Origin of the sequence: Cryobacterium serini, assembly GCF_004404025.1 — a bacterium.
GTDB lineage: Bacteria > Actinomycetota > Actinomycetes > Actinomycetales > Microbacteriaceae > Cryobacterium > Cryobacterium serini.
Map to the genome: position 1 here is coordinate 271,672 of NZ_SOHN01000011.1, position 23,760 is coordinate 295,431.

Here is a 23,760-nt window from a genome sequence, read left to right on the forward strand (position 1 = left end):
CGGCATACCGCTCAGGCGCCAACGAATAACCAGGCGTCAGCGGCGAGCCGGCCATCGATGGCCGGCAGATCCTCGACTGCAGGGCGAGGGTCCTGCAGGGCGCGCACCATGGCATCCGCCAGCAGCTGCGGGGTGCATCCCGGCGCGACCACCTCGTGGCCGTGCGCGTTGAGCCAGGACGCGAGCCCGGTTTCGGTCGTGGTCACAATCGAACAGCCGTGGGCGAGACCCTCGACGATCGGCAGGCCGACCTGTTCACGCCAAGTGGCGCTCGGTTGGCTGGGCAGGGCCAGCACGCTGGCGCGGCGCAACTGTCGGTGAATCTCGCTGCGTGGCGGGTCGATGACAAGCTCGATCGTTGGGTCGTTGGCGACGGCCTGCCGCGCCTGATTCTCCAATGCACCCTTGCCGATCAGGGTGAGGCGGGCCTCGGGCAACGCTTTGGTCACCAGCGGCCACGCCGCGAGAAGGCTGGGCAACCCTTTGCGCTGGGCGAACGCACCAAGAAAAACCACCCGGTTCATCTCAGGGTCGCCGTCAGCGATGCAGGCGCATGCGGCCGGCAACGCCGGAATAACGACCGAAGCGGCATCCCGAGCGGGTTCGGGCAGGGCCGTGCAGTACGTGACGCGTGCCGCATCCGTTCCAAAAACGATGCGGTCGGTCTGACGCCAGACGAAGCGGGCGGCGATGCCGTTGAGACCGCGACGCAGTCGCGCCCGGATATCGAGTTGGCGTTCGAACGGGTCAGCGTTTTCCAAGGCATAACACACGATGCTCGCTCGACTACCACCGATCAGCGCCCGCAGGCGGAGGGCGCTGATCGCCAGCGTGCTGGCCCAGACACTCGAAAGCATGAGCGGTTCGCCAATTTCCAGTGTCGTGATCGAGGAGCGAGCCAGCAACCACGCTGCGCGCACGGGGTGAGCCTGCACGAGCACGAGGCCCGTGGCCAATTCCTCGTGAAAGTCGTACCTCTTGATGCGGAACAAAATGGCGGCCGGCGGCAGCTCATGTGCCCGCTCGAGGTGGGCGCTACGCAGCGTGCGGTACAGCCGTGCCCGGTCGGTCAGAATTCGAACGCTAGCCACGCTTGTACTCGTGGTAGACCGAGCCCACCGAACCGGCCAGCATCCCGGCACCGCGGGCGGCTGTGCGCAGGCCTCGGGCGCGCAACGGCACCTGCCCGACGAGGGATCCGGCGAGGTATCGCACGATCCCGCCGCAAACCCGCGCGGCGCCGCGCGCTTGCAGATTCATACGCACCAGCACGCGTTTGGCATGTTCAGTGTCGTCAAGGTTGATACGACTCCAGGTGTTTCCCATGCGAAACGCGCGTTGCAGCACCCACTCCCGGGTGAGACGATCCGCCGGAACGATATCGATGACGATGGCTTCATCGCACCAGATCATCTGCCCGCCGCGTTGGTGCAGCTGCCGGGTAAACAACGAGTCCGACCCGCCCGACAGCCCGAACCGTTCGTCAAAGCTGAGCCCTAATCGACGCACCTGGGCTAGATCGAGAAGCAGATTATTCGTTGCCGCGAGCGATACCGGCGTGCCCGTAATGAACCGGCGGCGCTCGAAGAAGCCACCGGCCCGAATCCACTGGTCCGGTTCGATATCGTACTGCGACAGTACCGGGCCGACGACGGCCGCGGGCCGATAGGTCGAGTAGGTATCGAGCAGTTGCACGAGCCAGTGGCTGCTGGGTCGTTCGTCATCGTCGATGAAGATGAGCAGGTCGGCACCCTGACCTTCGTGCAGCGCTCGATTGCGCGCCGAGGCGATACCCGGGGTGGGTTCGTGCACGTATCGAATGGGAGTCACCCCGGTCGATGCGGGCTCCCCGGCTTCTACCCACCGGGTATCGGTCACGAGGGTGCGAGCTCCGGCGTCCGGATCGTTGTCTATGACGATGATCTCCACCGGTGCCAGCACCATGCCGGCCTGGTCGAGCAGTTCCGGCAGGAGTTCCTCGAGATCGGCCGGGCGTCGATAGGTCAGCACCGCAATCACTACGCGCGGGTCACGTGTGGATCGATGGACGGATGACATACCCAAACCCCTCTGTAGCGATGAAAACGATGCTGGTGGTGCTGTGTGAAAACGAGAAGGTCGGGATTGGGGCGCGGTTCAATTGGCTCGCTTCACGATCAGGTCATCGAATGTCGCGGTGACGGGCGTCACGGTAGCAGTCGATCCCAGATAGAAGGCCAGACCAACGGCACCGGGTGTCTGCATCGCAGCGGTCGAATCGGTCACCGTGGTCTGCCACGCCGACGGTTCCGGTGTGCCGAGGGCCCAGACTTTGGCACGAATTGTCGTCGGGGCCGAGCCGATGACCTGAACGCGCAGTTGCACCTCGGTTCCGGTTGCGTAGGTGAGGCCGGAGATGTTCTGGGCCTTCAGGGTGGTAGCCCCGCGCATGAGCTGCAGTTGCACAACTCCGGTCGACAGATTCTTCATGCGCACCCGGTAGTCGTCCGTACCGACCCGGCGGCCGATCAGCGAGGTGAACGCGCCGGAACCGGTCGCATCCTGCTGGAGGGTCGTGGTGACGAGCATGTCAGTGTCGAGCAGGGATACGCCAGACAGGTACGCATTGACGGTGCCTCCGGCAGCGGCCTTGAGGCGGCCGACTCCGCCACTGACCGAGTAATTCGATGCCGTACCGGTCGTCGTCCAGGCTCCTCCGGTGTCGGCGGTACCCAGGCCGGTTGCCACGGTGCGGGAGAATGCGTCGGTGGCCAGCGGGGTGTTCGGGTCGACTGCCGGAACGACAACCGCCTGCCTGGTTTGCGCACTGGCGGAGGAATTATCGGTCACCGTCAGGGTCACGTCGTAGGTGCCCGCAACGGCGTAGCTGTGTGAGGCGGTCACACCGCTGCCGGTGCTCCCGTCGCCGAAGTCCCAGCTGTAGCCGGTGATGGTGCCGTCGCTGTCGGCGGAAGTGGAAGCATCCGTCGCCACGGCGAGCGGCGTGGCCTGATAGCTGAATGCTGCTGTCGGCAGCGCGTTGGCCGGCGGGTCGGTGGCATCAATCGTACGGGTGGTAACCGTGCTCGCTCCGGAGTTGTCGGTGACGGCGAGGGTGACCGGGTAGCTGCCGGACGCCGCGTAGGAATGCGTTGCAATGGCTCCGGTTGCGGTGCTGCCGTCGCCGAAGTTCCAGGCATAGCTCGTGATGGCACCGTCGGAATCGGTCGACCCGGTGGCATCAACGCTCAGGTCACGGTAGGTGATCGCACTGCTGAATGATGCCGTCGGCGCAACGTTGGCGGGCGGCCCTGATCGGCCGATCGAGTTGTGTCGGGCGATGGCACTGGCACTGAGGGCTGTGCCGTAGACGGCGACCTCGTCGATGTCGGCTGCAATGTAATCACTCGCCGGCCGACTGGTCCACCCGCTGAGATTGTCGCCTCCGATACGCCAGAAGCCCTGGATCGGTGCCGCCGATGTCGTGTCGGTGCGCTGTGCCACGAGAGCACCGTCTACGTACAGCGACATGCCTGCGGCCCCGACCGACGCCACTACGTGGTGCCACTGGCCGTCGTTGTACGACGCGGTTGTGTTCACCGTTCGCAGGATTCCGGGCTTCACTCCGAACCAGAGACGTCCGGCGTTGTCCATGTAAACGTGACGGTCATAGGCCGTCGATGCACCGCTCGCCGCACTTCCGAGCCCGATGATCTTTCCACCACGGGTCGTGGTGGTCTTCATCCAGGCTTCTACGGTGAAGGCGCCCCGAGGAGTCTCGAATGCGGATGATGCTGCCGTACCTACGTTCGTACCGCTAAAGCGGGACGCTGTGCCCGAGTCTGCAGCAAGCGCGCCCGGCACGTTGCGGATGACACCGGTGCCTGCGGTCTCGTTTGAGGCCGCAGCCCAGTCGTAGGCTGTCGTACCGCTGGATTCGCCGAGAGGCCAGTACGACGAGGGCGAGTCGCTCTGCACGGTCTTGGCGTAGGCGTTGTACTCGCCGGATCCAGAGACGGTCACGCTGGTGGGGTTGCCGGTTTTCACATTACCGAAGGGGTCCTGCACCCGCACGCGGTAGACGTAGGTCTGGCCCGGCGTGAGTCCGGTGTCAGTGAAGCCCATGGCCGGCCTGGACCAGTCAGTCGAGAGACCCTTCACCGTGCCGACAGAGACACCGTCACGCAGCACCTCGTAGCTGAGCTGTTCATTGTCCCGGTCGAAGGCTGCCTTCCATCCGATGCGGGCGGTACCAGTCGAGAGCGAGTCGGCGGTCGGCACGAAAGCGGATGCGGCGAATGCCGCGTTCGCGACGCGTGGTCCTTCCTTATTGGGTGCAATCGCCTTGTTCGCAAAGCGCACCAGGCCCTGCTGACCTTTATTGTTGACGTTGGTGAACTCACCGCCGTAGAGCAAATATTCATTATTGGCTGTGACGGTCCACGGGCCCTGACCCTGGCCGGTGAATTTGCCGGAGTTGATCTCGGGGTAGAACGTGAGCAGGCTGGGGCTCGGTTTTGCGGTGAAGCTGGCGTAGCTGCCGACCGCATTCGGGGTGAGTGTGCTGGTGGCTGCCATGGAGAAGGTCAGGGTGCGGTGGTAGGAGCGGGGGCTGGTCTCAACCGGGCCGCCGAGATTGCCGAGATTGCCGCAGTAGTGGGGGTGGCCCGTCGTGTAGACGGCACCGGCGATTGGAACGACGGAGTAGGTGTCTCCGTGACAGTCCTCCAGCCAGACGAGCGAACCATCACTCCAGTTCGCCCGGAAGGTGCCTTCGAAGTTCGCTCCAACGCCGTAGTCATAGCCGGTGCCAAAAGCGCCGTCGGCCGAGGAGGACAAGCTGGTGATAGCTCCATTCACACCACCGTTACGAACCGTGGCGTTCACGGCCCAGGGCAGCGACGCACCGGTGACCGAGTCCGTCGCGGCCATGCCGTAGCCGGGAGCAGCGCCGCCGTTATACGCGGTGAAGGAGCCTCCGATGAGAACTTTAGTGCCGTCCGGCGAGATCGCCATGGCGTTGACCGACCCGCCAGTCGGGTCGCCGGTCCAGTCGCGGATGGCACCGTTGGAGGCGGCGAACGCCGCCATCTGGTTGCGCGCGACCCCGCTCGCCGAGGTGAACACGCCGCCCACGTAGACGGTGTCGCCAAAGATTGCCAAGGCCTTTACCGAGGCGTTGGCGGTCGGCGCCCAAGATGAGACAAGCGACCCAGTGGCGGTGTCGAACGCCGCGAGGCGGTATCGGGCCACACCGCCGACGGTGGTGAAGAATCCGCCAGCATAGAGCCGGGTGCCGTCGGCGGAAGCAGCGAGCGATCGGACCGCACCGTTGAGGTCGGGATTGAAGCTCGCTACCAGGACGCCGGTCGTGAGGTTGTAGGCGAGCAGGTTGTTACGCACCACCTCGTTTACACCGGCGGCCGAACCGGCCGGTCTGGCCCTGGTGAACTCGCCGCCGGCGTAGACGGTGTTGCCCACGATGACCTGGGACCAGACGACGCCGTTGATCTGGGCCGTGGGCAGCGCGTCGGCCGCGAAAGTCGCCGGAGTGCTGGAATCCACTGGAGCAGTGTCGGCCTGAGCGGCGAACGGCGCGGTCAGGATTCCGGCGAGCACGGCAAGGATGGTGACCAGGCTGAGCCAGCCGGCGCGCAGCGTGTGAGTAGCCCGCGATCGGGGCTCGTCGCGCATCGCGACCGTGGACGGGTTTACGTGCAGGCGAGACGCAGGGAGAAGTCGCACGATGATTCCTTACTCGGGACGAGGTGCCGGGCCGTCGGGTAGCCACCGCATTATTTGGAGTATAGTGAGAATCTTTCATGGATGGCTGCCCCCTATCCGGGGCACAGTCGCAGGGATACTCAGCGCGGGGCGGCACCCTCAAACAGCACGATCGGCACGCCTGCGGAGTAATCCACGGCGATGCGCACCTGGTCGCGCTGGTCATTCGGCACCGCGAAAACGAAGACCCCTTGCTGGGTCGCCCCCGCTGCGACCGATTCCGGGAACGGCGCCCCACCCGACGCCGTCAATTCAGTCGCCGGACTCTGCTCCGCACCGAAAAACAGGTTGACCACCGTTGAGGTCATTGACACGGCATCGGCCGTGTCATTGCGCACGGTCACGGCGAAACGCAGGGAAGGCCCACCCACCTCGCCCGGTCCGCGCGCGACCCCGTCGACGGCTTCGAGGGCGCCGATGCTGAACACCACACCCTGAACGGCCGCAGCGGAGTCGGTCAGCGGTACCGGCGCCTGTTCGGCGGGCGGAGCAGGAACGACCGCGGCAGCCTCGGTCGGCTCGGGCGGAGCGGGCGGTGCGGGCGGTGCGGGCGGTGCGGCAGTCGGAACCGCTGTAGGTGATGGGTCGGGCGATGGCACCGCTGTCGGCGTTGCCATCGTCCTCGAGCTCGGCGCAGGGCCGTTGTTACTTGCGATTGTATTCGGGCCGCCGCTGTTCGATGCGGCGACACCGGCGACCACTAGTACGACGATGAGTACTGCCAGCGCAGCGGCTGCAACGATCCACCAGAAGCGCCGCCGAGGAATCGAACTCCCACCCACGGTGGGACCTGTGTTGTTATCAACGGGGTGGCGCACTGCCATGGTAAAACTCCAGGTTGCTGGTCACACGATCGGGTCAAGTTCTTGGTGCGGCTATTAATATGATGCAGTCATTAATACACGGGACGCGCCCGCATTCCTAGGGGGCAGCTGGACCCCATACGGGGGCACCCGCTCAGGCTGTACAGTGTGGAACTCCGGCATCCGCCCGGCACCACACCAAACACTCGACCGAAGCGACAGACATGAAATTTGCCATTTTGCACGGCAGCAATGATGCCTACGGTGCCAGCAAGGTGCTCTGCCAGGAAGTCGAGTGCTTGGTCCGCCTGGGGCACGAGGTGCTCATCGTTGTTCCACACACCGGTCCGTTGTCCACGGACCTTGCCCGGTTCGGCGCATCAGTTTCGGTCGTAATTGATTCGTCACTGGTAGTGCTTCGTCGAAGCAAATTGACCGACCTACTGCACCCGCTCACTTTGCGACACGACGTGGCACTCGCCGACGTCGTTGTTTTGTGGACCCTGGCCCTGAGTGCCTACATCCCACTGCTACGTCTGCGTCGCCGACGCTTCTATGTCTCGGTGCATGAACTCCTCTTAGGGCGAGTCGGCGGCCTGCTCGTGCGCACAGTGCTGGCACCCGGCACCTTTCCGGTGTGCGCGTGCAGTGGGGCCACTGCCGAGTGGTTGCACGCCCAAGGCGTTGGGTGGGACCGCCTGACTGTCACATCTCCGGTCTTCAGCGCCGTCGAAACGGTACCGATGCGTGCCGTGCACGACCCGCTGACGCTCGCTGTCGTCGGACGCGTCAACGGGCACAAGGGACATCTGGAGGTGGCCACGGCATTTCAATCGACGATGTTGTCCGGCCGGGACTGGCGGCTCCTGCTCTTCGGCGCGCCGTATCCCGGACAGGATGACGCTCTTCAGGACGTGATGGCGCTGGTCAATCGTGACCCGCGCATCGAGTACCGCGGAGAAGCTCCCTCGGTGGCGGCCATTGCGGATGAGATCGATGCCGTGGCCTGTTTTCCGTCTACTCCCGAACCGTTCGGGTTGGTACCGATCGAAGCCTGGCGGGTCGGCCTGCGATCGGTTGGCTTCGCGGACGGCGGCGCTGGAGAAGTCCTTCCGGTAGTCGGCGGCATTGGGGTGCCGCGCACAGATTCTCCGGACCGGGACATCACCGGCGCACTCCTTGATTTGGCCGTGACACTAAAAGAACACCCCGCTTTGCCAGAACCTGCCGCGGTCAATGCACTTTTTTCGCAGGAGCGTCGCCGTGACCTTATTGCCCAGGTCGTCACCAGAAGCTAGAAACAACATGGCGCGGTCTTCCACAACGCAAGCCTGAAGGGACCGCCCTGTTAGCGGGCGGCCCCTTCAGGGGTGATGCACGACTGACACCGCGCTAGGCGGCTGGCACCTCGGGCAGCGGCGCGGGCGCGTCATCCGGCACCGGTTTGGTTCCTGGTTCCTGCTGCACCCCCGGTTCCGGCACGACATCCGGCAGGGGAGCTACGTCGGGAACCGGAGCGATATCCGGCGTCAGCGTTGCGTCGGGGGCCTGCGCCGGCGCACCCGGTATGACGGTCTGGTCGGGAGTCGTCTTGTTTGCCGCGCCGGTCGCCCTGATGCTTGCCGACGATCCGGTCACAGTATTACCGAACGGATCGGTCGCCCGCACTTGGTAGGTGTAGGTGGTGCCACCCGATCGCCCGGTGTCGGTCCAACTTAGGGTCGGCCGCCTCCAGTCCACCGAGAGACCCGTCTGCGTGCGCACGACGACTCCGTTTCGCAACACCTGGTAGGTGAGCTGCTCGTTGTCACGGTCATAGTTGGACTTCCAGGTGACCTTCACAGAGTTGGCACTCGGGATGCTGAGCGTCGGCCGAAAACTCGTGCCCGTGGCCTTGGGGCCTTCCTTGTCGGGCGCGATGGACGACACGGCAAAACGCGTGAGGCCCTGTTGGCGCTTGTTGTTCACGATGGTGAATTCGCCACCATAGAGAACGTACTGGGAGTTCGCCGCGAGGTTCCACGGGCCCTGGCCCTGCCCGGTATACGTACCGGTGTTGATGTCGGGGTAGAACGCCAGCAAGGTGGGGCACGGCCGGCCCTCGAAGTTGAAGTAACTGCCGCCCGTTACATTTCGAGTGATAGTGCAGGTGGCTGCTTTGCTGAAGGTCAGTGTGCGGTGATAGCTACGCGGCGTCGTCTCCGGAAACCCTCCGATATTTCCACAGAAGTGGGCGTGGGCGGTGGTGTACACGACGTCGCCGACCGGTACAGCCGAATAAGTATCGCCGTGGCAGTCTTCGATCCAGACGGTATTCCCGCTGCTCCAACTGGCCCGGAACGTTCCCTCGAACATTGCTCCCGCCCCAAAATCGTAGCCGGTGCCATAGACACCGTCGGCATCGGAGGTGAGGGAGAGAATTGCCCCGTTGGGGCCGGCATTCTTGATCAGCTTGCCAATATTCCACGCGACGGCGGCGCCGGTGCTCGAGTTCGTGGCGGCCATACCGTAGCCGGGTGCCCTAGCTCCGTTGTAGGAGGTGAATGAACCGCCGATGACGACGCGGTCGCCGTTCGGTGAGATTGTCAGCGCATTGACGGCACCATCGGGAATGGTTCCCTTCCAGGTTCCCAATGCACCCGTGGAAGCACTGAAGGATGCTGCCTTCTGACGACTCTGCCCGCTGGCCGACGTGAAACTCCCGCCGGCATACACCGTACTGCCGAAGGTACCGAGGGCACGGACGGTGCCGTTCGCCGTCGGCGTCCAGTCGGACAGGAGCGCCCCGCTCGCCGTGCTGAATGCCGCGAGCCGCGAGCGGGAGACTCCGCCGACGGTACTGAAGCCACCACCAACGTAGATGCGGGATCCGTCGGGGGAGGCGGTAATCGCCCGCACGACACCATTCACGCTGGGATTAAAGGATGTCATCACTCCGGTCGACAAGTTGTAGGCCATGAGATTGTTGCGGGACACCTCGCTCGTTCCGGCTGCGGCTCCGGCGGGACGCGCCCGGGTGAATTCACCGCCGACGTAGACCGTATTTCCCACAATCGCCTGCGACCACACGACGCCGTTGATTTGCGCTGTGGGCAGGGCGTCCGCTGCGACGGTCTTAGGGGTGGAGGCGCTGGGGGGTGCGGTGTCGGCCTGGGCCGCTCCCGCTCCGGTAAATATCGCACTGGTCATTACGGCCAAGGCGACAACGGCTGTCACGGGGGAACGGAAACGCCACGACATAAAAGAGCCTCATCTTCTCGTTTTCAGGGGCTCGGGTCGACCCCAGCAATTTTCGAAGTATACTCAGTTTTCCGCTTTCTCCTACCGCAAAATAGCAGTTGCATCCCGAAGATGAACGAGCCGAACAGCACCCTAGTCAGGCCAGCCAATAAACGTTAGGATTTCTCATTGCCTCCCCTGACCCTCCTCTACTCGACTGCTGCCGCCCTCGCCGGGTGGCCTGAAAGAAATCTGAGTACTTTATGGCTGCAGGACACTATTCCCCGGATTCAGACATCAATGCAACGAGACCTCTCCGCATCGGCTATGCCGCAGGCGCTTTCGATCTTTTTCACGTGGGCCACCTCAATATTCTTAAACACGCCAAAAGCCAGTGCGACTACCTGATCGCTGGCGTCGCGTCCGACGAAATGCTGGAACTGACCAAGGGCGTCACTCCGGTTGTTCCACTGTTCGAGCGCCTTGAGATTGTGCGGCATATTTCATTCGTCGATGAGGCCGTCGCCGAAGTCGTGCAAGACAAGATGGAGACGTGGCGTCAGCTGCGTTTCGATGTCTTCTTTAAAGGCGACGACTGGCGAGGAACCCCACGTGGCATGCACCTCGAGCGCGAGTTCGCCGCTGTCGGCGTTGATGTGGTCTATTTTCCATACACAGTGAACACCTCGAGCACGATGTTGCGTCGAGCCCTGGACGCGCTGACGCGACCGGATGCCGCTTCGCGCTGGCAGACCCGAGCGATTGAAGGCACTTCCTAGCATCGACTGGCTCCCGGAATGGCGGGAGGGCGGGTTCCTCGTGCAGCGCACAAGCAACCCGCCCTCTTCAATGAGTCCCGGTCGCCCCGGTCACCCGGCGTGAACCACGACCAGGGTGTCATCGGGCGTGTAATAGTTGCGCGCCATCTTGACCTTCGTGGACGAACGCGCAATCACCGCACAATCGTCGACCCGAGTATTGCGACCAAAAGTATTATCCGTGATGACCACGCCACGCAGGGGGCCGTGACTTTTCTCAGCGAGGTTGATCGAGCATCCGCCACCGTCGACGACATTGTCCGTGATGGTGAGGTTCTCTACGTCACCGCGGTCCTGGGTGACCTGCACGGACGCGTTCCAGGCGTCGGTCAACCGATTGCCTTCGATGAGGATGTTGGACCCTTCCTGGATTTGGATGGCATCGTCATGACTCGGCGTGCCGCCCTGGTTCGGGTCCCTGTCGTAGTGCAGGTTGTCGTGAAGCCATGAGTCCGTGATGGCAACGTTTCCACCCGTGATGTGAATACCGTCAATGACACCGTGAATGTTGAGGCGCGTTGCCTCAAAGTTGTAGCCGTAGATTCCCTGAACATCGGGTGATGGCGTGGATGGGAACAGCTCGGTGTCGATGATGCGCAGATTTTCGTAGCCGCCGAGATTGCCGATGAGGGCCATCGGCCCGTTCAGATCTCGTCCGCGCACGATCGAGTTCCTGATCGTGACATTGGGTGCTTCGACTTTGACCATGCCGCGAATGTCGAGGCCATCAATGACGGTTCCGGCCCGCGTGATGGTCAGGTCGCCGTTGTGCACCGTCAAATCGGTGCCGGCCGGTACACCGGTGTTGCGCTCGTTGGGTGTGCCGCCGGTTGACGGCGGCGAGGGTACCGGAACGGGTGCCGGCACCGGCGCGGGCCGCGGGACAGGCACCGGCGCGGGAGTAGGGGACGGAACCGGAACGGGAGCCGGGGCCGGCACCGGCACCGGCGCGGGCACCGGCGCCGGCACGGGAGCGGGCTGAGGATCGGGGGCCACAATCGGATCCGGATCCGGAGCCGGCGAGACCGGCGGAAACAACTTCGCCATGAGCCAGCGCAATTGGGCCGGGGTCAGGCCCAATCCCGGAGTGGTTTCGGCCACGGGGGGGGCCGCGGGCTCGGCACCCCACGGCGTGATCGCATACTCCTCTCCTGGCTGTTGTGCGGCCTGGGCCGGACCGACGCCAACGAGGGCGTAGATCAGCCCCAGCGCAACAGCGGCGGCAGCCGTCGCGCGCGCGCGGCGGAAGGGGGAGCGAGCTTCCTTGAGGGCGGGCAAGCCAGTAAACATATTCGGATTGAGTTTCATAGAGGCAATTTCGTGTCCTGCACACGTTTCGGGGCGTGTTGGGCGGGGCAGCTGAAGGGAGCCGCCGGTCGTGGGTACAGCATTCCGTATCGACAAGAGCGGGTCAAACGGAAGGTTATGAATACCTTGAGGTGCGCGGGAACGCCCGGAGTGCCAGCCCGGCTCGGGTGCACCGAGGGCCGCGCCGCGACGACGCGCCATAGCGGCGCGCCGTCGCGAATCGTGGGGCAGGCGAAGGGCGGTTTAGCCGCCGTGCACCGTTACGGTCTGGCTGTCGGGCGTGTAATAGTTACGCGCCGTGCTGATCTTGGTCGTACTGGGCGAGATGATGGCGCAGTTGGCCACCCTGGTATTGCGCCCGAATTTGTTGTCGGTAACGACGGTGCCGTAGATCGGACCATACGACTTCTGGGCCACGTTAATGGTGCAGGCGCCACCGTCGGCGAAATTATTCGTAAAAGAGAAGTTCGAGACATCACCGGTGTCCTGCGTGATCTGCACCCCAGCGTTATGGGAACCACTCAGGGTGCTTCCGTACACCTTGATATTGCTGCCCTTTTGAATCTGGATAGAGTCATCGTGACTGGGCTTTCCGCCCTGATTCGGGTCACTGGAGTAGTGCAGGTTGCCGTGCAGCCATGAATTTGCGATAGTGACATTACTGCCGGTCACGTGAACACCATCAATGACGCCGTGGATATCAACGCGGGTCAGCGTAAAGTTATAGCCGTAGATTCCATTGATATCGGGCGACGGCTTCGACGGATACAACTCCGAATCGATGATCTTCAGGCCCGAGCGCCCGCCGAGGTTATTGACCAGCGCAGCGGGAGCGCTGACGCTTCGTCCACGAATGATGGAGTTCTTGATCGTCACGTTGATCGCGTTGATCTTGACCAGGCCACGAATATCCAGCCCGCTGATGACCGTGCCGGCCTTGGTGATATTGAGATCGCCGTTGTGCACCCTCAAGGTCGTACCGGAAGGGACTCCGGTCGTACCGGCACTCGCGGTGGCCATCCGAATGACGCCTCCGCTCGCGGCGTAGGCCTGAGCCGGAGCCGCCAAGCCGGCCAGCGGAATGAGAACGGCAAGGGTAGCTGCGGCCACAAAAACTGGGGTTCGTGCGCTGGAATTGCGTCGTGTCCGAGTGCGTTCCAGGCGAACTGCGTGCGGCAGATCGGCACGGGTGAGGTCTGGACGAGGTGGGTCATAACGATGCAGGGCGGGGTGGTGCTGGTGTATGCCGCGGGAGTACTGCGGGGTCAGGGTCAGCGGTCGGCGATGAGAGCGTGAGATATGGTCGGTCATGAATTCGTTTCGGGTGGTGCACGTTCGGGTATGCGGGTGAGACAACTGCAGGGAGTCGCCGATAGATACTAGAGTGTTACCCAAAAATGAAATTACGTCAAATTAGCGTTGCGTGTTTGTTGAGATCACTGCGCGCTGTGAAACGATGACCCAGCCTTTGACCGGCACAGTGAAGATGCCTGGAACGGTGTGAAACCGCCAGTTGAGCGCCAGGGCGACCGCGATCGAACCGGCGCACAGCAGCGGCGGGAACAGCGTCGCGGCCAACACCGGATCATGGACGTCGAAGGCAACCAGAATGGCCGCGAGCGCCGTCATGGGAAAAGTGTGCACGAGGTAGATCGGCAGGGTGCGAGAGCCCAGGGTGCGCACGAAATCGAAGGCGGGCAGCTTGGCAAGCAATACGGCGACGGTGACGCCGACAACGACGGCTAGCGTGCTTACGAGCAGCAACACGAATGGAACCTTGTTGAGCGTCAATTTCGTGGTAATCACTACCAGCGCAGCGTACCCGAGGCACAAGAAAGCAACATGCCACCAGCGCACGAGGGGAACGAGGCGACGCACCAGCGGCCCAAGATAAATGGCCGCGATGAAAAACACGACGTACTTGCCCATTTTGTCCCACGGTGAGCCGGTGTGCAGCACCCCCGCACCGAACAGCACCGCTATGACCGCGGTCAAAGCGATCTGCAGCGCCGGAGCCCATCGCCGCATCAGCCAGGCCAGCGTGAAAAACAACGGCAAGGCGTAGATAAACCACAGGTTGGAACTGGGCCGAACGAATAGGGTGACGAGGCTGGCCCAGGAGGCGTTGGGCGCCCCCGACGGGCTGATCGGCGGCAGAGCGAGCAAGAACAGCGTCTGTAGGGTTACCCAGGCTACGTAAAGATACAGGAGCAACGACATCCGCTTGCGAAACAACTGCCAGTAGGGCAGGCGGATGGCCGACGCGGCCAGAATTCCCGACATGAAAAAGAACAGGGGCATGCGAAACGTATCGAACAGCGGGTTGAGCGGGGCGAGCGCGCCGGCCAGCCCGACCTCATCGAGGTACATGATCGCGTGGTAGAGCACGACCAGGGTGATCGCGATCCCCTTCGCGACGTCGATCCAGGCTTCCCTGGGTGCCACGGGTGCGGGTGCCGGCGCCCCGGTCATGTCGACTCCTCGGTCGATCGGGACGGGTGAATCGAACGATAGAGACGCTGGTCGAACTCGGTGACAATCGGCGGCGGCTCATAGGCGTAGCGCAGAGCGCTTCGGGATGCGAAGCGGTTGAGGGAGAGGGCGAGGAGTACGGCCGTGACCGCGAGAATGGGCGGCAGGATGGGCGCGATGACGGCGACAGCAGGAAAGGAGAGCGGCAGGGAGAGCACGAAGGAGATCAGGATGACGATGGGTGTGTGCGCCAGGTAAATGGGCAGGGTGATGCGCCCGATCGTGCCGAACCAGCGCACGCCGCGGAGGGTGCGGCTGAACGCAATGCCGCCGACGACACCGACCAGACAATTCAGAAAGTACAAACCGAAGACATCGCGCAGCCCGAGCAGCGCGACGGTGGCGGTGACGGCTACCCAGACGAACATGGCTGCACCCACGAGCAGCCGGTTATCGACCGTGCCGATGCGAATGATCCAGTTGCGCAGGTAGATGCCGGCTAGAAAAAAGAAGTAGTACTTGAGCGACCCGGACCAGCCCACGTTGGCCGTCTCCAGCCCGCTCAGGGCCACGATTGATACGGCGCCGGCGATGACGAGTTGCAGTCGGGGATTTACTTTTCGACTGAGCTTGGCCACGACGAAGAAGATCGACAAAGCCCAGATGAACCAGAGTTCGAACCGGGGCAGCACCGGGGACACGACAAGGCCCAGCACGGCTTCGCGGAGGCCGAAGCCCTCGCCCTTCATGGTCTGACCGAGCAAGAAGACAATCGAACCGACCACCTCCCAGAGCAGGAAGACCCAGAGGTATAGGCGCACCTTGACCGTCCACAGATCGCGCCACGGTTTGAGGAGCCATTTGGGCGCGAACAGGCCCGACAGAACAAAGAACAAGGGCATGCGCATCGACGACAGTGAGTCGTTGATCTCCCGCCAATAAGGAATATCAAAACCGGCGCCGAGCAGCCAGTTCGCCGAGTGGAACAGGGCGACGAGCAGGATCGCGATGCCCCGGCCGGTATCTACCCAGCCAACGCGTTCGGCCGAGGGGTTGGTGGCGCTCATCGCCGGCGTCGAACCATCGTAGGTCGAAGGGGCGCGGGGCTCTGCAGCGCGGCATCCTTTTCGGTCGGCACCCTGCGGGTGATGAGGAGTCCGAGAACAAGCACGAGCAGCACGGATGAGCTGAAAAACGGGCCGAAGAACATGAACCAGACGGCTTTGATACCGAGGTACAGCAGCACGGCACTGGCGGTGTTGGCTGCCACGTGTATGCCAATACTGCGCACGATGAGCACGAGAATGAAGAGGGCGAGCACAAGCCCGGGAATGCCGAAGGCCGCCCAGAAGTCTCCGATGACCGAGTGCAGTTCGATATGGCCACCGAACATGTAGTTGTCGACATAGCCGTTGTTCGGCGCGTAGTTGATCGCAGCCATACCGGTTTTGGCGGCCAGTATGTCTTCTGGATTGGGCACGGTGCCAACGCCGAACCCCCACGGCTGATGCTGCATGAGCGCGATCGTCGCCGCGAGTTCGGGGCGCCCGCCGAGGATGAGCGAACCGGCCTCGTTGAGCTGGGCGACGGTACGCTGCTGGGTGGCTTCACCGAGCGCGCCGTCGAGGATGAGCGCCTGAATCACGTTGAAGACGATGAGACCCAGAACGCCGAGTCCGAGGAGGGCGCGCAGCGCCGACTTGCCGCGCGTGGTTCGGGTCGGGCGCATTTGCCAGGCGACCAACAGCACAGTCAGCAGCATGAATGCGAACGCGGAACGGGCATCCGTCACGGTAGCCACGACGGTGAGTGCGAGCGCGACGGCCAGCTCCAGCCAGCGGCGGCGCAGCTGCATTGTGATCCCGAGCAGCAGAATCGTCAGGGCCACCGAATAGCCGAAGCGCCATGGATTTTCCGCGTACAGTTCACTCGACGGCGAAACACCGAGCAGGATTCCGGCACCGTACCAGATGGCGATTTGGGAGGCGGGCAGAACGGTGCGCGCCCAGAGCACGAATCCGACGCCGGCGATCAACCCGATGAGACCGGCGATCGACCCGAACGCCTGGCCGAGACTCGTATCGTGCGTGGGCGCGGATAGGACGGTGAGCCAGACACCCGAGCCGATCGCTACCAGGCCGCCGATCAAGAACAGCCGAGCGCCCCAAAATTGGCGCAGAATCGGGAACCAGACGGGGAACAGGGCCACACAGACCACGGCGCCCACAGTGACGCCTCGGTCGATGTCGATTCGCAACGCGACTACGACCAGAACAACAACGGCAATGAACTTATTGGCGAGGGACGGGGCCTGGTGCACGGAACGGCCCGCGCGGGTGCGACGGAGTGCCGCAGCAGGTCGCACCGCGATGATATTGGAGCGCACCTGAGAGAACAATAGCTACCACCACCCGGGCCACACAGGGATGATTCGGGTACCAGCCCCTGTTGCACAGCCGCATCGTGCATAACAATAGACGGCTCAGTAGAGAAGGGACAAGGGCGATCCCTCTCAAACTGAGGGAAAATCATCCCCCGAGAAGGGGGTCGGGGATGGGTGGCACGGCCTGTATAGTGGCGATTTCGTGAGAGATATTCATCGTGCAACCGGAAGTAGCGTGTGGTCATCAATAACGTGGTCATCAACACCGTCCATCGGCTTGTCACCGATCTGCGTCGAGACCCGGCCGCCCTGGCCCAGCGGGCCAGTATCAAGTTGCGCCTCGCGGGCCTGCGCTTGACCAACCAGCTCAGCCGTCGTTCAGTGACGGGATCGGGCACCGTGGTGGTCAACCTCACCTCGTTCGGCCATCGGATCAACCTTGTGCACTATGCCCTCGAGACCATCGCCGCCGGACGAATTCGCCCACGGCGCCTCATTCTCTGGCTCGATGACGTCGCGGTGCTCGCGCACCCACCGGCCACACTTCTTCGATTGCAGCGGCGCGGTCTGGAAATTCTCTCCTGCTCCGACTTCGGGCCGCACAAAAAACAGTTCCCGTATGCCTCTTCTACGCCGACCCTCCCCCTGGTCGCCGCCGACGACGATGTGCTGTACCCGCGCACCTGGCTGGCCGAACTTCTCGAGGCGGCCGCCCGGCATCCATTGGAAATCATTGGGCAGCGCGCCCACACCATCACCTTCGACGGCGATCGGGTCGCGCTCTACTCCCGCTGGGTCGCCGCCCGCGGCACCGCTGCCAGTTACCGAACACTCTGCACCGGCGTCTCCGGTATCTACTACCCGCTCGAACTCCTTGCTGCCCTGCGGGCCGAAGGCGAGGTCTTTCTGCGGGTCGCTCCGCGGGCGGATGACCTGTGGGTCTATTCGGTCGCCGTGCGGCACGGTATTCGCGCCCGACAGGTGGGTGAGCGGCAGGCCGAGTATCCGGCGATCCCGGGTTCGCAGCGTGGCACCCTGTATCGGCAGAATGTGACGGAGGGCGGCAATGATGCCCAGTTCGCGGCGTGCGTGGGTGAGCAGGAACGAGCGCGGATACTGCGCGATGACCCTCTTGATTCGGGTGTGTTGCCAGCCATTCCGCTGCGGGTCGTGATCAGCGATGGCACCTAGGCGACCCCGGGGACAGCTACCCGCCCAGCCGGGCATCGACCCTACAATCACGTCTCCGGGCGGCCCGACCAGACGCCGGGCAGCCGCTGCGAATTCAGTGTCACGCAACATGACGATTGCGCTGATCGGAAACGCTTTTCCTCCCCTCGTCGCGCTGTTTTCCGGTCCGATCCTGGCCCAGGCACTCGGGGTCGACGGTCGTGGCGCTGTGGCCGCCGCGACCGCGCCGCTCGCGCTCGTGGTCACCGTGGCAACCTTCGGTGTACCCGAAGCCGTCACCTGGGCCATCGCCCGCAACCCCACCCTGGCCCGCAACGCTTCCAACCGGGGGATGCTTATTCTGGTTGTCGCCGGATTGCTCGCCATGGGCGCCGTCGCGTTGTCAGCGGCCTGGCTCAGCGGTGGCGACCCGACGGTGCAGCAGCTCATTCTCGTGGCCTGCCTGGCCATAGTGCCCAACTTGCTGGTCGGCGTGTTCCGGGGGGTAGCATCCGCTACCCAAAGCTGGCGGCTGGTCGCCATAGAACGCATGGTAACCTCGTCGCTGCGGCTCGGCGTGCTCATTCCGTTCTGGCTCACCGGCACCCTGACGCCGCTCGTGGCGACCATCGCCGTTGCCGCGATGCCGGTGACCGGGTTGTTCGTCTATATCGGGCGTATGCGCAGCCTCGACCCGCGAGCCTTCGACGTTCCGCGTGAGGCGCGCACGGCCGGGCTGCTGAACTATGGACTGCGCATCTGGGTCGGCTCGCTGTCGGGAATTTTGCTGTCGCGGCTCGACCAGGTGCTCATGACGCCGTTCGCCGGCACCTATCAGCTCGGTTTGTATGTGGTGGCGGTGAGCGTGAGTGAACTGCCGCTGATCATCAACCAGGCGGTGCGGGACGTGACTTTTGTGACGGATGCTGCTGATTCCGTCGACGCCCGTCTTGCCTCCTCGGCTCGCATCAGCACCATGCTGTGCGGCCTGGCCGCCGTGTTCCTCGGCATCAGTATGTTGTGGTGGCTGCCTTTTCTGTTCGGCGAGGATTTTCGCCCCGCACTCCCGGTGGCCGGTGTGCTGCTCGCCGCAGTGGTGCTCGGCACTCCTGGGTCGATCGCGGGCTCTGGCCTGAGCGCCCGCGGACGCCCCGGCCTGCGCAGCGTGTCGCTGCTGATCGCCTGCCTGGTGAACGTCGGCATGCTGATCGTCCTGGCGCCGCCGCTCGGCGCGATGGGGGCCGCGCTGGCGACCCTGGCCGGCAACGTCATCTCGAGCAACCTGAATTTGTTGTTTATGTATCGCAAATTCGGCATCAACCCGCTGCAGTTCTACGGCGTGCGGCGCACAGACTTCGTGACCCTGCGCGAGTACGCCAAGCGGTTCACCCGGCGGCGCAAACGCTAGATCGTGCTGGTGCCGACAGTCGTGGGCAGTGCAGCGGACGCTGGCCGATAGGCGAGGCCGTCGCGCAACCCCCTCACCGCGGCGACGAGTGGCTGCCGCGAGGTCAACAGCTGGCGCCGGCCCCCGCGGGAGATGACCTCCCAGGCCGCGGGCACGCTGCGTCGACGCCATCTCCGGCGGTCATCGTCGGCGAGGTTGCGCGCCGCGTAGACCAGGCGGTTGCGCACGTTGTAGTAATAGTAGGAGTAAGACTTGGCCTGGCCGGCGCTGTGCTGGCCGACGCCCTGGGTGCCGCCCTGCGCGTGAGTGGCGTACGCGTCGACGCAGACCGTGACCTCTCCCCCGGCCAAGAGCACCCGGTGCGAGAGTTCGACGTCTTCCCAGTACAGAAAATAATCGTCGCTGAACCCGCCGACCCGGCGCCAGAGATCATCACTGATCATCAGACACGCGCCGCTCAACCACGGCGTGGTGCGTTCGCCCGGGCGGTCCCCGCGCTTGCGGGTTGCGCGCACCCGACCGTCCTCGAGGTACAGATCGCTACCGTCAAACCACACCGTACCGTCCGGCCGCAGGATGCGGGGCGAGACCAGGGTGAGCGGATGCAGGGCGACCGCCTCGAGCAGGCGGGCGACCTGGTCGGCGGGGATGGCGGCATCCGGATTCAAGAGGAGAAAATAGGTGCGCCCATTCTGCTGCGCCCACGCGACGCCGAGGTTCATGCCGCCACCGAAACCGAGGTTGGTCGGCGACAGCACGAGCTGCCAGCCCTCACGCTCGGCGAGCGCGCTCACCCTGACCTGCTCCGCAGTGTCGGTGAAATTGTCGACGACGACGATGTGCAGGCCCGGTGCCGATCGGGACAGCGGTTGGAGGTTCTCTTCGAGCAGTGCTGTCGACCCGAAGTTCACCACCACCACGGCGAGGGAAGCGAAGTTCGAGTCGGTCATGCGGTCAGTATTGCAGATCCGCGAAGATCGCTTGACAAATTCTCAGTGGTTCAGGTTGCAAAGCGGTCAGTCGCCACAATAATGGCGTCGAGAATGCCGGGCTGGTCGAAGGCATGGCCAGCATCGGGAATGAGGCGGAATTCGGCTTCCGGCCAGTTCTTGTGCAGGTCCCACGCGGTGAACGCTGGGGTGCACATGTCATAGCGACCCTGCACGATGACGCCGGGGATATCAGCGAGACGGGAGGCATTGTCGATGAGCTGGTTGGGTGTGAACCAGCCTTTGTTGGCGAAGAAATGGTTCTCGATGCGGGCGAAGGCCACCGCGAAGGAAGGATCGGAAAAGTGGGCGATCTTGTCCGGTTCCTGCAACAGGGTGATTGTTGAGGATTCCCAGGTAGCCCACGCCACGCCAGCACGTTCGCGCACGAACTGATCGGGGTCGTGCAGCAGCCGGCCGTAGGCGTCGATCAGGTGGCCGCGTTCGTTTTCAGGAACGGGCGCGAGGAAGGATTCCCACAGGTCGGGGTAGATTGCGGCAGCACCGCCCTCGTAGAACCAATCGAGCTCAACCGGGCGCAGGGTGAAGATGCCGCGTACGACGAGTTCGGTGACCTTCTCCGGGTGCGTCTCGGCGTAGGCCAGCGCGAGAGTACTCCCCCACGATCCGCCGCACACCAGCCACCGGTCAATGCCAAGGTGCTCGCGCAGTTTCTCGAGGTCGGCCACGAGGGTCCACGTGGTGTTGACGTCGAGATCAACGTCGGGCTCGCTCGCGTGCGGTGTGCTGAGACCGCAACCGCGCTGGTCGAACAGGATGATGCGGTACTTTGCCGGGTCGAAAACCCGCCGCTGGTCCGGGCTGGACGCGCCGCCGGGGCCCCCGTGCAGATAGACCGCCGGCTTGCCGTCTGGGTTGCCAGAGGCCTCCCAGTAGATGGTCTGGTTGTCACCGACATCAAGCATGCCGGTGTCGTATGGTTCGAGCTCGGGGTAGAAGGTACGCATGCGTCGAGCCTATTCCCCGGATCGGAGGTTGATGAATTTCACCTATCCAGCCTTGGCCGAAGCGATCGCGGAGTGCGACCATAGATCATGGCGAGTACCTCTCTTACGGATGCCGAGCTCCGGCACTTCGACAAGGCTCTCAGGGATCAGCGCGCCATAATAGCGACCGAGCTGAACCGGCTGGCGGAATCGCTCACGAGTGTGCGTGAGGCGCGGAGCGACGGATCGGCCGACGACGAGCACGATCCGGAAGGTCCGACCCTCTCCGGTGAGTGGTCACGAATTGTTGGTGTCCACGGCGAGTTCAACGAGAAAGTCGCCGCAATCGATCGTGCACTGGCCCGAATTTCTGACGGGAGTTATGGCACCTGCCTCCGATGCAGTAAACCCATCGGGGCCGCCCGCTTGTCCGCCCTGCTGACGGCCGAGTTGTGCATCGTTTGTGCCAGACAAGTCGAGGGCCGCAGCCGATGACGGGCCGGGTCGACGGTCACTGTCCGACGAGGCCCTGTTCGTAGGCCAGAATGACCGCTTGGACCCGGTCACGAAGGCCGAGTTTGTGCAGGATTCGGCCCACGTGGGTCTTCACGGTCGAATCGGAGAGAAAGAAACGTTCGGCCAGTTCGGGGTTGGACAGCCCTTCGGCGATGGCGAGGAAGACTTCGGTTTCCCGCTCGGTGAGGGCTGCGAGAGCCTTGGCCGCGCATCCGTTCTCGACGTCAACCTGTGGCAGCTGGGTGCCGAACAGGTCGAGCAGGCGCCGGGTCACCCGCGGTGAAACGGATGCCTCCCCCGAGACGACCGTGCGAATGGCACTGATCAGCTCCCCCGGTTGGGAGTTTTTCAGCAGGAAGCCGCTCGCGCCGGCACGCAGGCCGCCGAAAGCGTACTCGTCGAGGTCGAAGGTGGTGAGAATGATGATGCGAGTGTTCGGGAGGGCGGCCATGATCTGCCGCGTCGCTTCGATGCCGTCGAGCCCCGGCATGCGCACATCCATCAGAATGACCTGCGGGAGCACACTCGCGGCGAGCGCAATCGCCTGGGCACCGGTGCCGGCTTCGGCGACGACGGTGAAGTCGTCTTCGGCCTCAAGCACCATGCGAAAGCCCACGCGCAGGAGTGCCTGGTCGTCGACGAGCATGATGCGGATGGGACCGGGCGTTGGGGTTGGTTTCGGCACGGTCATCTGTGCTCCTCGACTCGTGGTGATTCGTCCTCAAAGGTCATCGCGGCGTGCACGCGCCATCCGTCGTGGATTCCTGCGCCGGCTTCAAAGTCGCCGCCATAAATGGACACCCTTTCCTGCATGCCAATTAGGCCTCGGCCGAAGGCCCGCGCGCCGGGATCCGTACGCTTCCGACCGTTGTCGCTAATGGTGACCCGGGCAGTTCCGGGGGCCGAGTGCAGCTGCACCACGACCCGTGTGGGCGTATCGGCGTATCGCAGCACGTTGGTCAGCGACTCTTGCACCAGTCGAAAAATTGTCAGCTGCACGCTTGGATTGGCCGGTTCGGGGCCGCTGCGTTCCAGCACGACGGGCAGTCCGGTCGACCGGAAGGATTCGACGAGGTCGGCGAGTTGGTCGATTCCCGGCTGCGGCGAACGCGGAGCCGGCTCGGTACCGACGTCGAGCACGCCGAGCAGACGCCGCATCTCATTCATCGATCGGCGCCCGGTGCTCGCTATGTCGAGCATGGCCGCACGAGATCGCTCAACGTCCTTGGGCGCGATGGCATGGGCACCGTCGGCGAGCGCCACCATCACGGACAGGCTGTGGGCGACAACGTCATGCATTTCGGAAGCGATGCGGGCTCGCTCGGACAGGCGTGAGAATTGAGCTTGCTGGTCGCGTTCACGGGTCAGCTGCGCAGCCAGATCGACTAGCGAGGTCACGTAGCGCCTGCTGATTCCCAAATTGACGCCGACCAGGGTAGTGGCCAGCATCATGATCCCTATCTGGATGGCCACCGGAATCCAGGGCACATCGGCCGGATTATCGCTCTGCCAGGCGGCCAAACTCGTCAGCAGCGTTGACGTCCCAAATCCGATCCACGCACTGCGCGCATCGGAGTACACCGCTACCGCGTAGAGGGCGAGGAGCTGGCCGACGAGGTTCGCTTCGCCGTAGTCGGCGAAGGTGAGCAGGCTGATCCAGGTGATGACCAAGACGAGCCGGGGCATCCGTCGTCGAAAGATTAGGGCGGCAGCCAAAACGAGCGCGATTGCAACGTTCAGTACGATATCGCCGAGTGGAGCAGGCTCGGCGGCCCGCGCGTTGACCAAGAGGGTGAGCCCGATCGATACCACGTAGATCGATGCGACCAGCGCATCAGCTACGTGCGGATGCCGGCTCCAAAACCGTCGCACTACCCCGGGCGGAGTAGGCAACGCCACCTCTCCCCCCGGCGCGAGGTCGCGCGCAGGGCGAGAGGTGGCGGTGCTCATTCTTCGATGGTACG

At 63.7% G+C, this 23,760-nt stretch carries 19 protein-coding genes; 5 read left to right on the forward strand and 14 right to left on the reverse strand.

What is annotated here, in order from left to right; genetic code table 11:
• Positions 1-11: 11 nt before the first annotated feature.
• The 4 genes from E3T51_RS10540 to E3T51_RS10555 all read right to left on the reverse strand — a co-directional run bounded on the left by E3T51_RS10540 (position 12) and on the right by E3T51_RS10555 (position 6,380).
• Complete coding sequence (locus tag E3T51_RS10540; RefSeq protein WP_134529778.1) at positions 12-1,091, reverse strand: glycosyltransferase family 4 protein; 1,080 nt, start codon at positions 1,089-1,091, stop codon at positions 12-14.
• On the reverse strand, positions 1,084-2,058 hold the full coding sequence (locus tag E3T51_RS10545) for a glycosyltransferase family 2 protein (RefSeq protein ID WP_134529779.1): 975 nt from the start codon (positions 2,056-2,058) through the stop codon (positions 1,084-1,086). The genes E3T51_RS10540 and E3T51_RS10545 overlap by 8 nt, the downstream gene beginning before the upstream one ends.
• A gap of 78 nt (positions 2,059-2,136) precedes the next feature.
• On the reverse strand, positions 2,137-5,724 hold the full coding sequence (locus tag E3T51_RS10550; RefSeq protein WP_134529780.1) for a PKD domain-containing protein: 3,588 nt from the start codon (positions 5,722-5,724) through the stop codon (positions 2,137-2,139).
• Between the two features lie 119 nt (positions 5,725-5,843).
• Positions 5,844-6,380, reverse strand: a complete 537-nt coding sequence (locus E3T51_RS10555; protein ID WP_166806438.1) for a hypothetical protein — start codon at positions 6,378-6,380, stop codon at positions 5,844-5,846.
• A 410-nt stretch (positions 6,381-6,790) separates the two neighbouring features.
• Between E3T51_RS10555 and E3T51_RS10560 the strand changes: the two genes are divergently transcribed.
• Positions 6,791-7,864 carry a glycosyltransferase family 4 protein gene (locus tag E3T51_RS10560; protein ID WP_134529782.1) on the forward strand — a complete coding sequence of 358 codons (1,074 nt, stop codon included), beginning with the start codon at positions 6,791-6,793 and terminating at the stop codon, positions 7,862-7,864.
• Between the two features lie 94 nt (positions 7,865-7,958).
• Here E3T51_RS10560 and E3T51_RS10565 read toward each other — a convergent pair whose 3' ends face one another.
• Positions 7,959-9,806 (reverse strand): WD40 repeat domain-containing protein, encoded by a 1,848-nt coding sequence (locus E3T51_RS10565; RefSeq protein ID WP_134529783.1) that lies wholly within the window; start codon positions 9,804-9,806, stop codon positions 7,959-7,961.
• Between the two features lie 242 nt (positions 9,807-10,048).
• Between E3T51_RS10565 and E3T51_RS10570 the strand changes: the two genes are divergently transcribed.
• Positions 10,049-10,564, forward strand: coding sequence for an FAD synthase family protein (locus E3T51_RS10570; protein WP_134529784.1), 516 nt, complete (start codon positions 10,049-10,051; stop codon positions 10,562-10,564).
• A gap of 90 nt (positions 10,565-10,654) precedes the next feature.
• Here E3T51_RS10570 and E3T51_RS16770 read toward each other — a convergent pair whose 3' ends face one another.
• From E3T51_RS16770 to E3T51_RS10600, 5 genes are all read right to left on the reverse strand, one after another.
• Complete coding sequence (locus tag E3T51_RS16770) at positions 10,655-11,893, reverse strand: right-handed parallel beta-helix repeat-containing protein (protein ID WP_166806439.1); 1,239 nt, start codon at positions 11,891-11,893, stop codon at positions 10,655-10,657.
• Between the two features lie 261 nt (positions 11,894-12,154).
• Complete coding sequence (locus E3T51_RS10585; RefSeq protein ID WP_166806440.1) at positions 12,155-13,021, reverse strand: right-handed parallel beta-helix repeat-containing protein; 867 nt, start codon at positions 13,019-13,021, stop codon at positions 12,155-12,157.
• A gap of 303 nt (positions 13,022-13,324) precedes the next feature.
• Positions 13,325-14,383, reverse strand: coding sequence for an acyltransferase family protein (locus E3T51_RS10590; protein WP_134529788.1), 1,059 nt, complete (start codon positions 14,381-14,383; stop codon positions 13,325-13,327).
• Positions 14,380-15,450, reverse strand: a complete 1,071-nt coding sequence (locus E3T51_RS10595; protein ID WP_134529789.1) for an acyltransferase family protein — start codon at positions 15,448-15,450, stop codon at positions 14,380-14,382. The genes E3T51_RS10590 and E3T51_RS10595 overlap by 4 nt, the downstream gene beginning before the upstream one ends.
• On the reverse strand, positions 15,447-16,769 hold the full coding sequence (locus E3T51_RS10600) for an O-antigen ligase family protein (protein WP_134529790.1): 1,323 nt from the start codon (positions 16,767-16,769) through the stop codon (positions 15,447-15,449). The genes E3T51_RS10595 and E3T51_RS10600 overlap by 4 nt, the downstream gene beginning before the upstream one ends.
• Before the next feature lie 234 nt (positions 16,770-17,003).
• Here E3T51_RS10600 and E3T51_RS10605 point away from each other — a divergent pair, with 234 nt between their 5' ends.
• Both E3T51_RS10605 and E3T51_RS10610 read left to right on the forward strand, forming a co-directional pair.
• The gene (locus E3T51_RS10605) at positions 17,004-17,957 is read left to right on the forward strand and encodes a hypothetical protein (protein ID WP_134529791.1); all 954 of its coding nucleotides are present in this window, start codon (positions 17,004-17,006) and stop codon (positions 17,955-17,957) included.
• A gap of 109 nt (positions 17,958-18,066) precedes the next feature.
• Positions 18,067-19,344, forward strand: coding sequence for an oligosaccharide flippase family protein (locus tag E3T51_RS10610; protein WP_166806441.1), 1,278 nt, complete (start codon positions 18,067-18,069; stop codon positions 19,342-19,344).
• Here the strand turns inward: E3T51_RS10610 and E3T51_RS10615 are convergent.
• Entirely contained in the window at positions 19,341-20,294 is a 954-nt protein-coding gene (locus E3T51_RS10615) for a glycosyltransferase family 2 protein (protein WP_134529793.1), read from the reverse strand. The genes E3T51_RS10610 and E3T51_RS10615 overlap by 4 nt on opposite strands.
• A gap of 50 nt (positions 20,295-20,344) precedes the next feature.
• A complete protein-coding gene (gene pip / locus E3T51_RS10620) occupies positions 20,345-21,301 on the reverse strand; it encodes a prolyl aminopeptidase (RefSeq protein ID WP_134529794.1) in 957 nt (318 codons plus the stop codon).
• Positions 21,302-21,388: 87 nt separating this feature from the next.
• Here pip and E3T51_RS10625 point away from each other — a divergent pair, with 87 nt between their 5' ends.
• A complete protein-coding gene (locus E3T51_RS10625; RefSeq protein ID WP_134529795.1) occupies positions 21,389-21,775 on the forward strand; it encodes a TraR/DksA family transcriptional regulator in 387 nt (128 codons plus the stop codon).
• Positions 21,776-21,791: 16 nt separating this feature from the next.
• Here E3T51_RS10625 and E3T51_RS10630 read toward each other — a convergent pair whose 3' ends face one another.
• Both E3T51_RS10630 and E3T51_RS10635 read right to left on the reverse strand, forming a co-directional pair.
• Positions 21,792-22,487, reverse strand: a complete 696-nt coding sequence (locus tag E3T51_RS10630) for a response regulator (protein WP_134529796.1) — start codon at positions 22,485-22,487, stop codon at positions 21,792-21,794.
• A complete protein-coding gene (locus tag E3T51_RS10635) occupies positions 22,484-23,746 on the reverse strand; it encodes a sensor histidine kinase (RefSeq protein WP_134529797.1) in 1,263 nt (420 codons plus the stop codon). The genes E3T51_RS10630 and E3T51_RS10635 overlap by 4 nt, the downstream gene beginning before the upstream one ends.
• Positions 23,747-23,760 lie beyond the last annotated feature (14 nt).

What these genes read in the sequence shown, in the direction of transcription:
- E3T51_RS10570 (WP_134529784.1), top strand. Translation starts at nt 10,049, where the DNA reads ATGGCTGCAGGACACTATTCCCCGGATTCAGACATCAATGCAACGAGA.
- E3T51_RS10560 (WP_134529782.1), top strand. Translation starts at nt 6,791, where the DNA reads ATGAAATTTGCCATTTTGCACGGCAGCAATGATGCCTACGGTGCCAGC.
- pip (WP_134529794.1), bottom strand. Translation starts at nt 21,301, where the DNA reads ATGCGTACCTTCTACCCCGAGCTCGAACCATACGACACCGGCATGCTT.
- E3T51_RS10625 (WP_134529795.1), top strand. Translation starts at nt 21,389, where the DNA reads ATGGCGAGTACCTCTCTTACGGATGCCGAGCTCCGGCACTTCGACAAG.
- E3T51_RS10635 (WP_134529797.1), bottom strand. Translation starts at nt 23,746, where the DNA reads ATGAGCACCGCCACCTCTCGCCCTGCGCGCGACCTCGCGCCGGGGGGA.
- E3T51_RS10610 (WP_166806441.1), top strand. Translation starts at nt 18,067, where the DNA reads ATGACGATTGCGCTGATCGGAAACGCTTTTCCTCCCCTCGTCGCGCTG.
- E3T51_RS10630 (WP_134529796.1), bottom strand. Translation starts at nt 22,487, where the DNA reads ATGACCGTGCCGAAACCAACCCCAACGCCCGGTCCCATCCGCATCATG.
- E3T51_RS10615 (WP_134529793.1), bottom strand. Translation starts at nt 20,294, where the DNA reads ATGACCGACTCGAACTTCGCTTCCCTCGCCGTGGTGGTGGTGAACTTC.
- E3T51_RS10595 (WP_134529789.1), bottom strand. Translation starts at nt 15,450, where the DNA reads ATGAGCGCCACCAACCCCTCGGCCGAACGCGTTGGCTGGGTAGATACC.
- E3T51_RS10545 (WP_134529779.1), bottom strand. Translation starts at nt 2,058, where the DNA reads ATGTCATCCGTCCATCGATCCACACGTGACCCGCGCGTAGTGATTGCG.
- E3T51_RS10565 (WP_134529783.1), bottom strand. Translation starts at nt 9,806, where the DNA reads ATGTCGTGGCGTTTCCGTTCCCCCGTGACAGCCGTTGTCGCCTTGGCC.
- E3T51_RS10555 (WP_166806438.1), bottom strand. Translation starts at nt 6,380, where the DNA reads ATGGCAACGCCGACAGCGGTGCCATCGCCCGACCCATCACCTACAGCG.
- E3T51_RS10590 (WP_134529788.1), bottom strand. Translation starts at nt 14,383, where the DNA reads ATGACCGGGGCGCCGGCACCCGCACCCGTGGCACCCAGGGAAGCCTGG.
- E3T51_RS16770 (WP_166806439.1), bottom strand. Translation starts at nt 11,893, where the DNA reads ATGTTTACTGGCTTGCCCGCCCTCAAGGAAGCTCGCTCCCCCTTCCGC.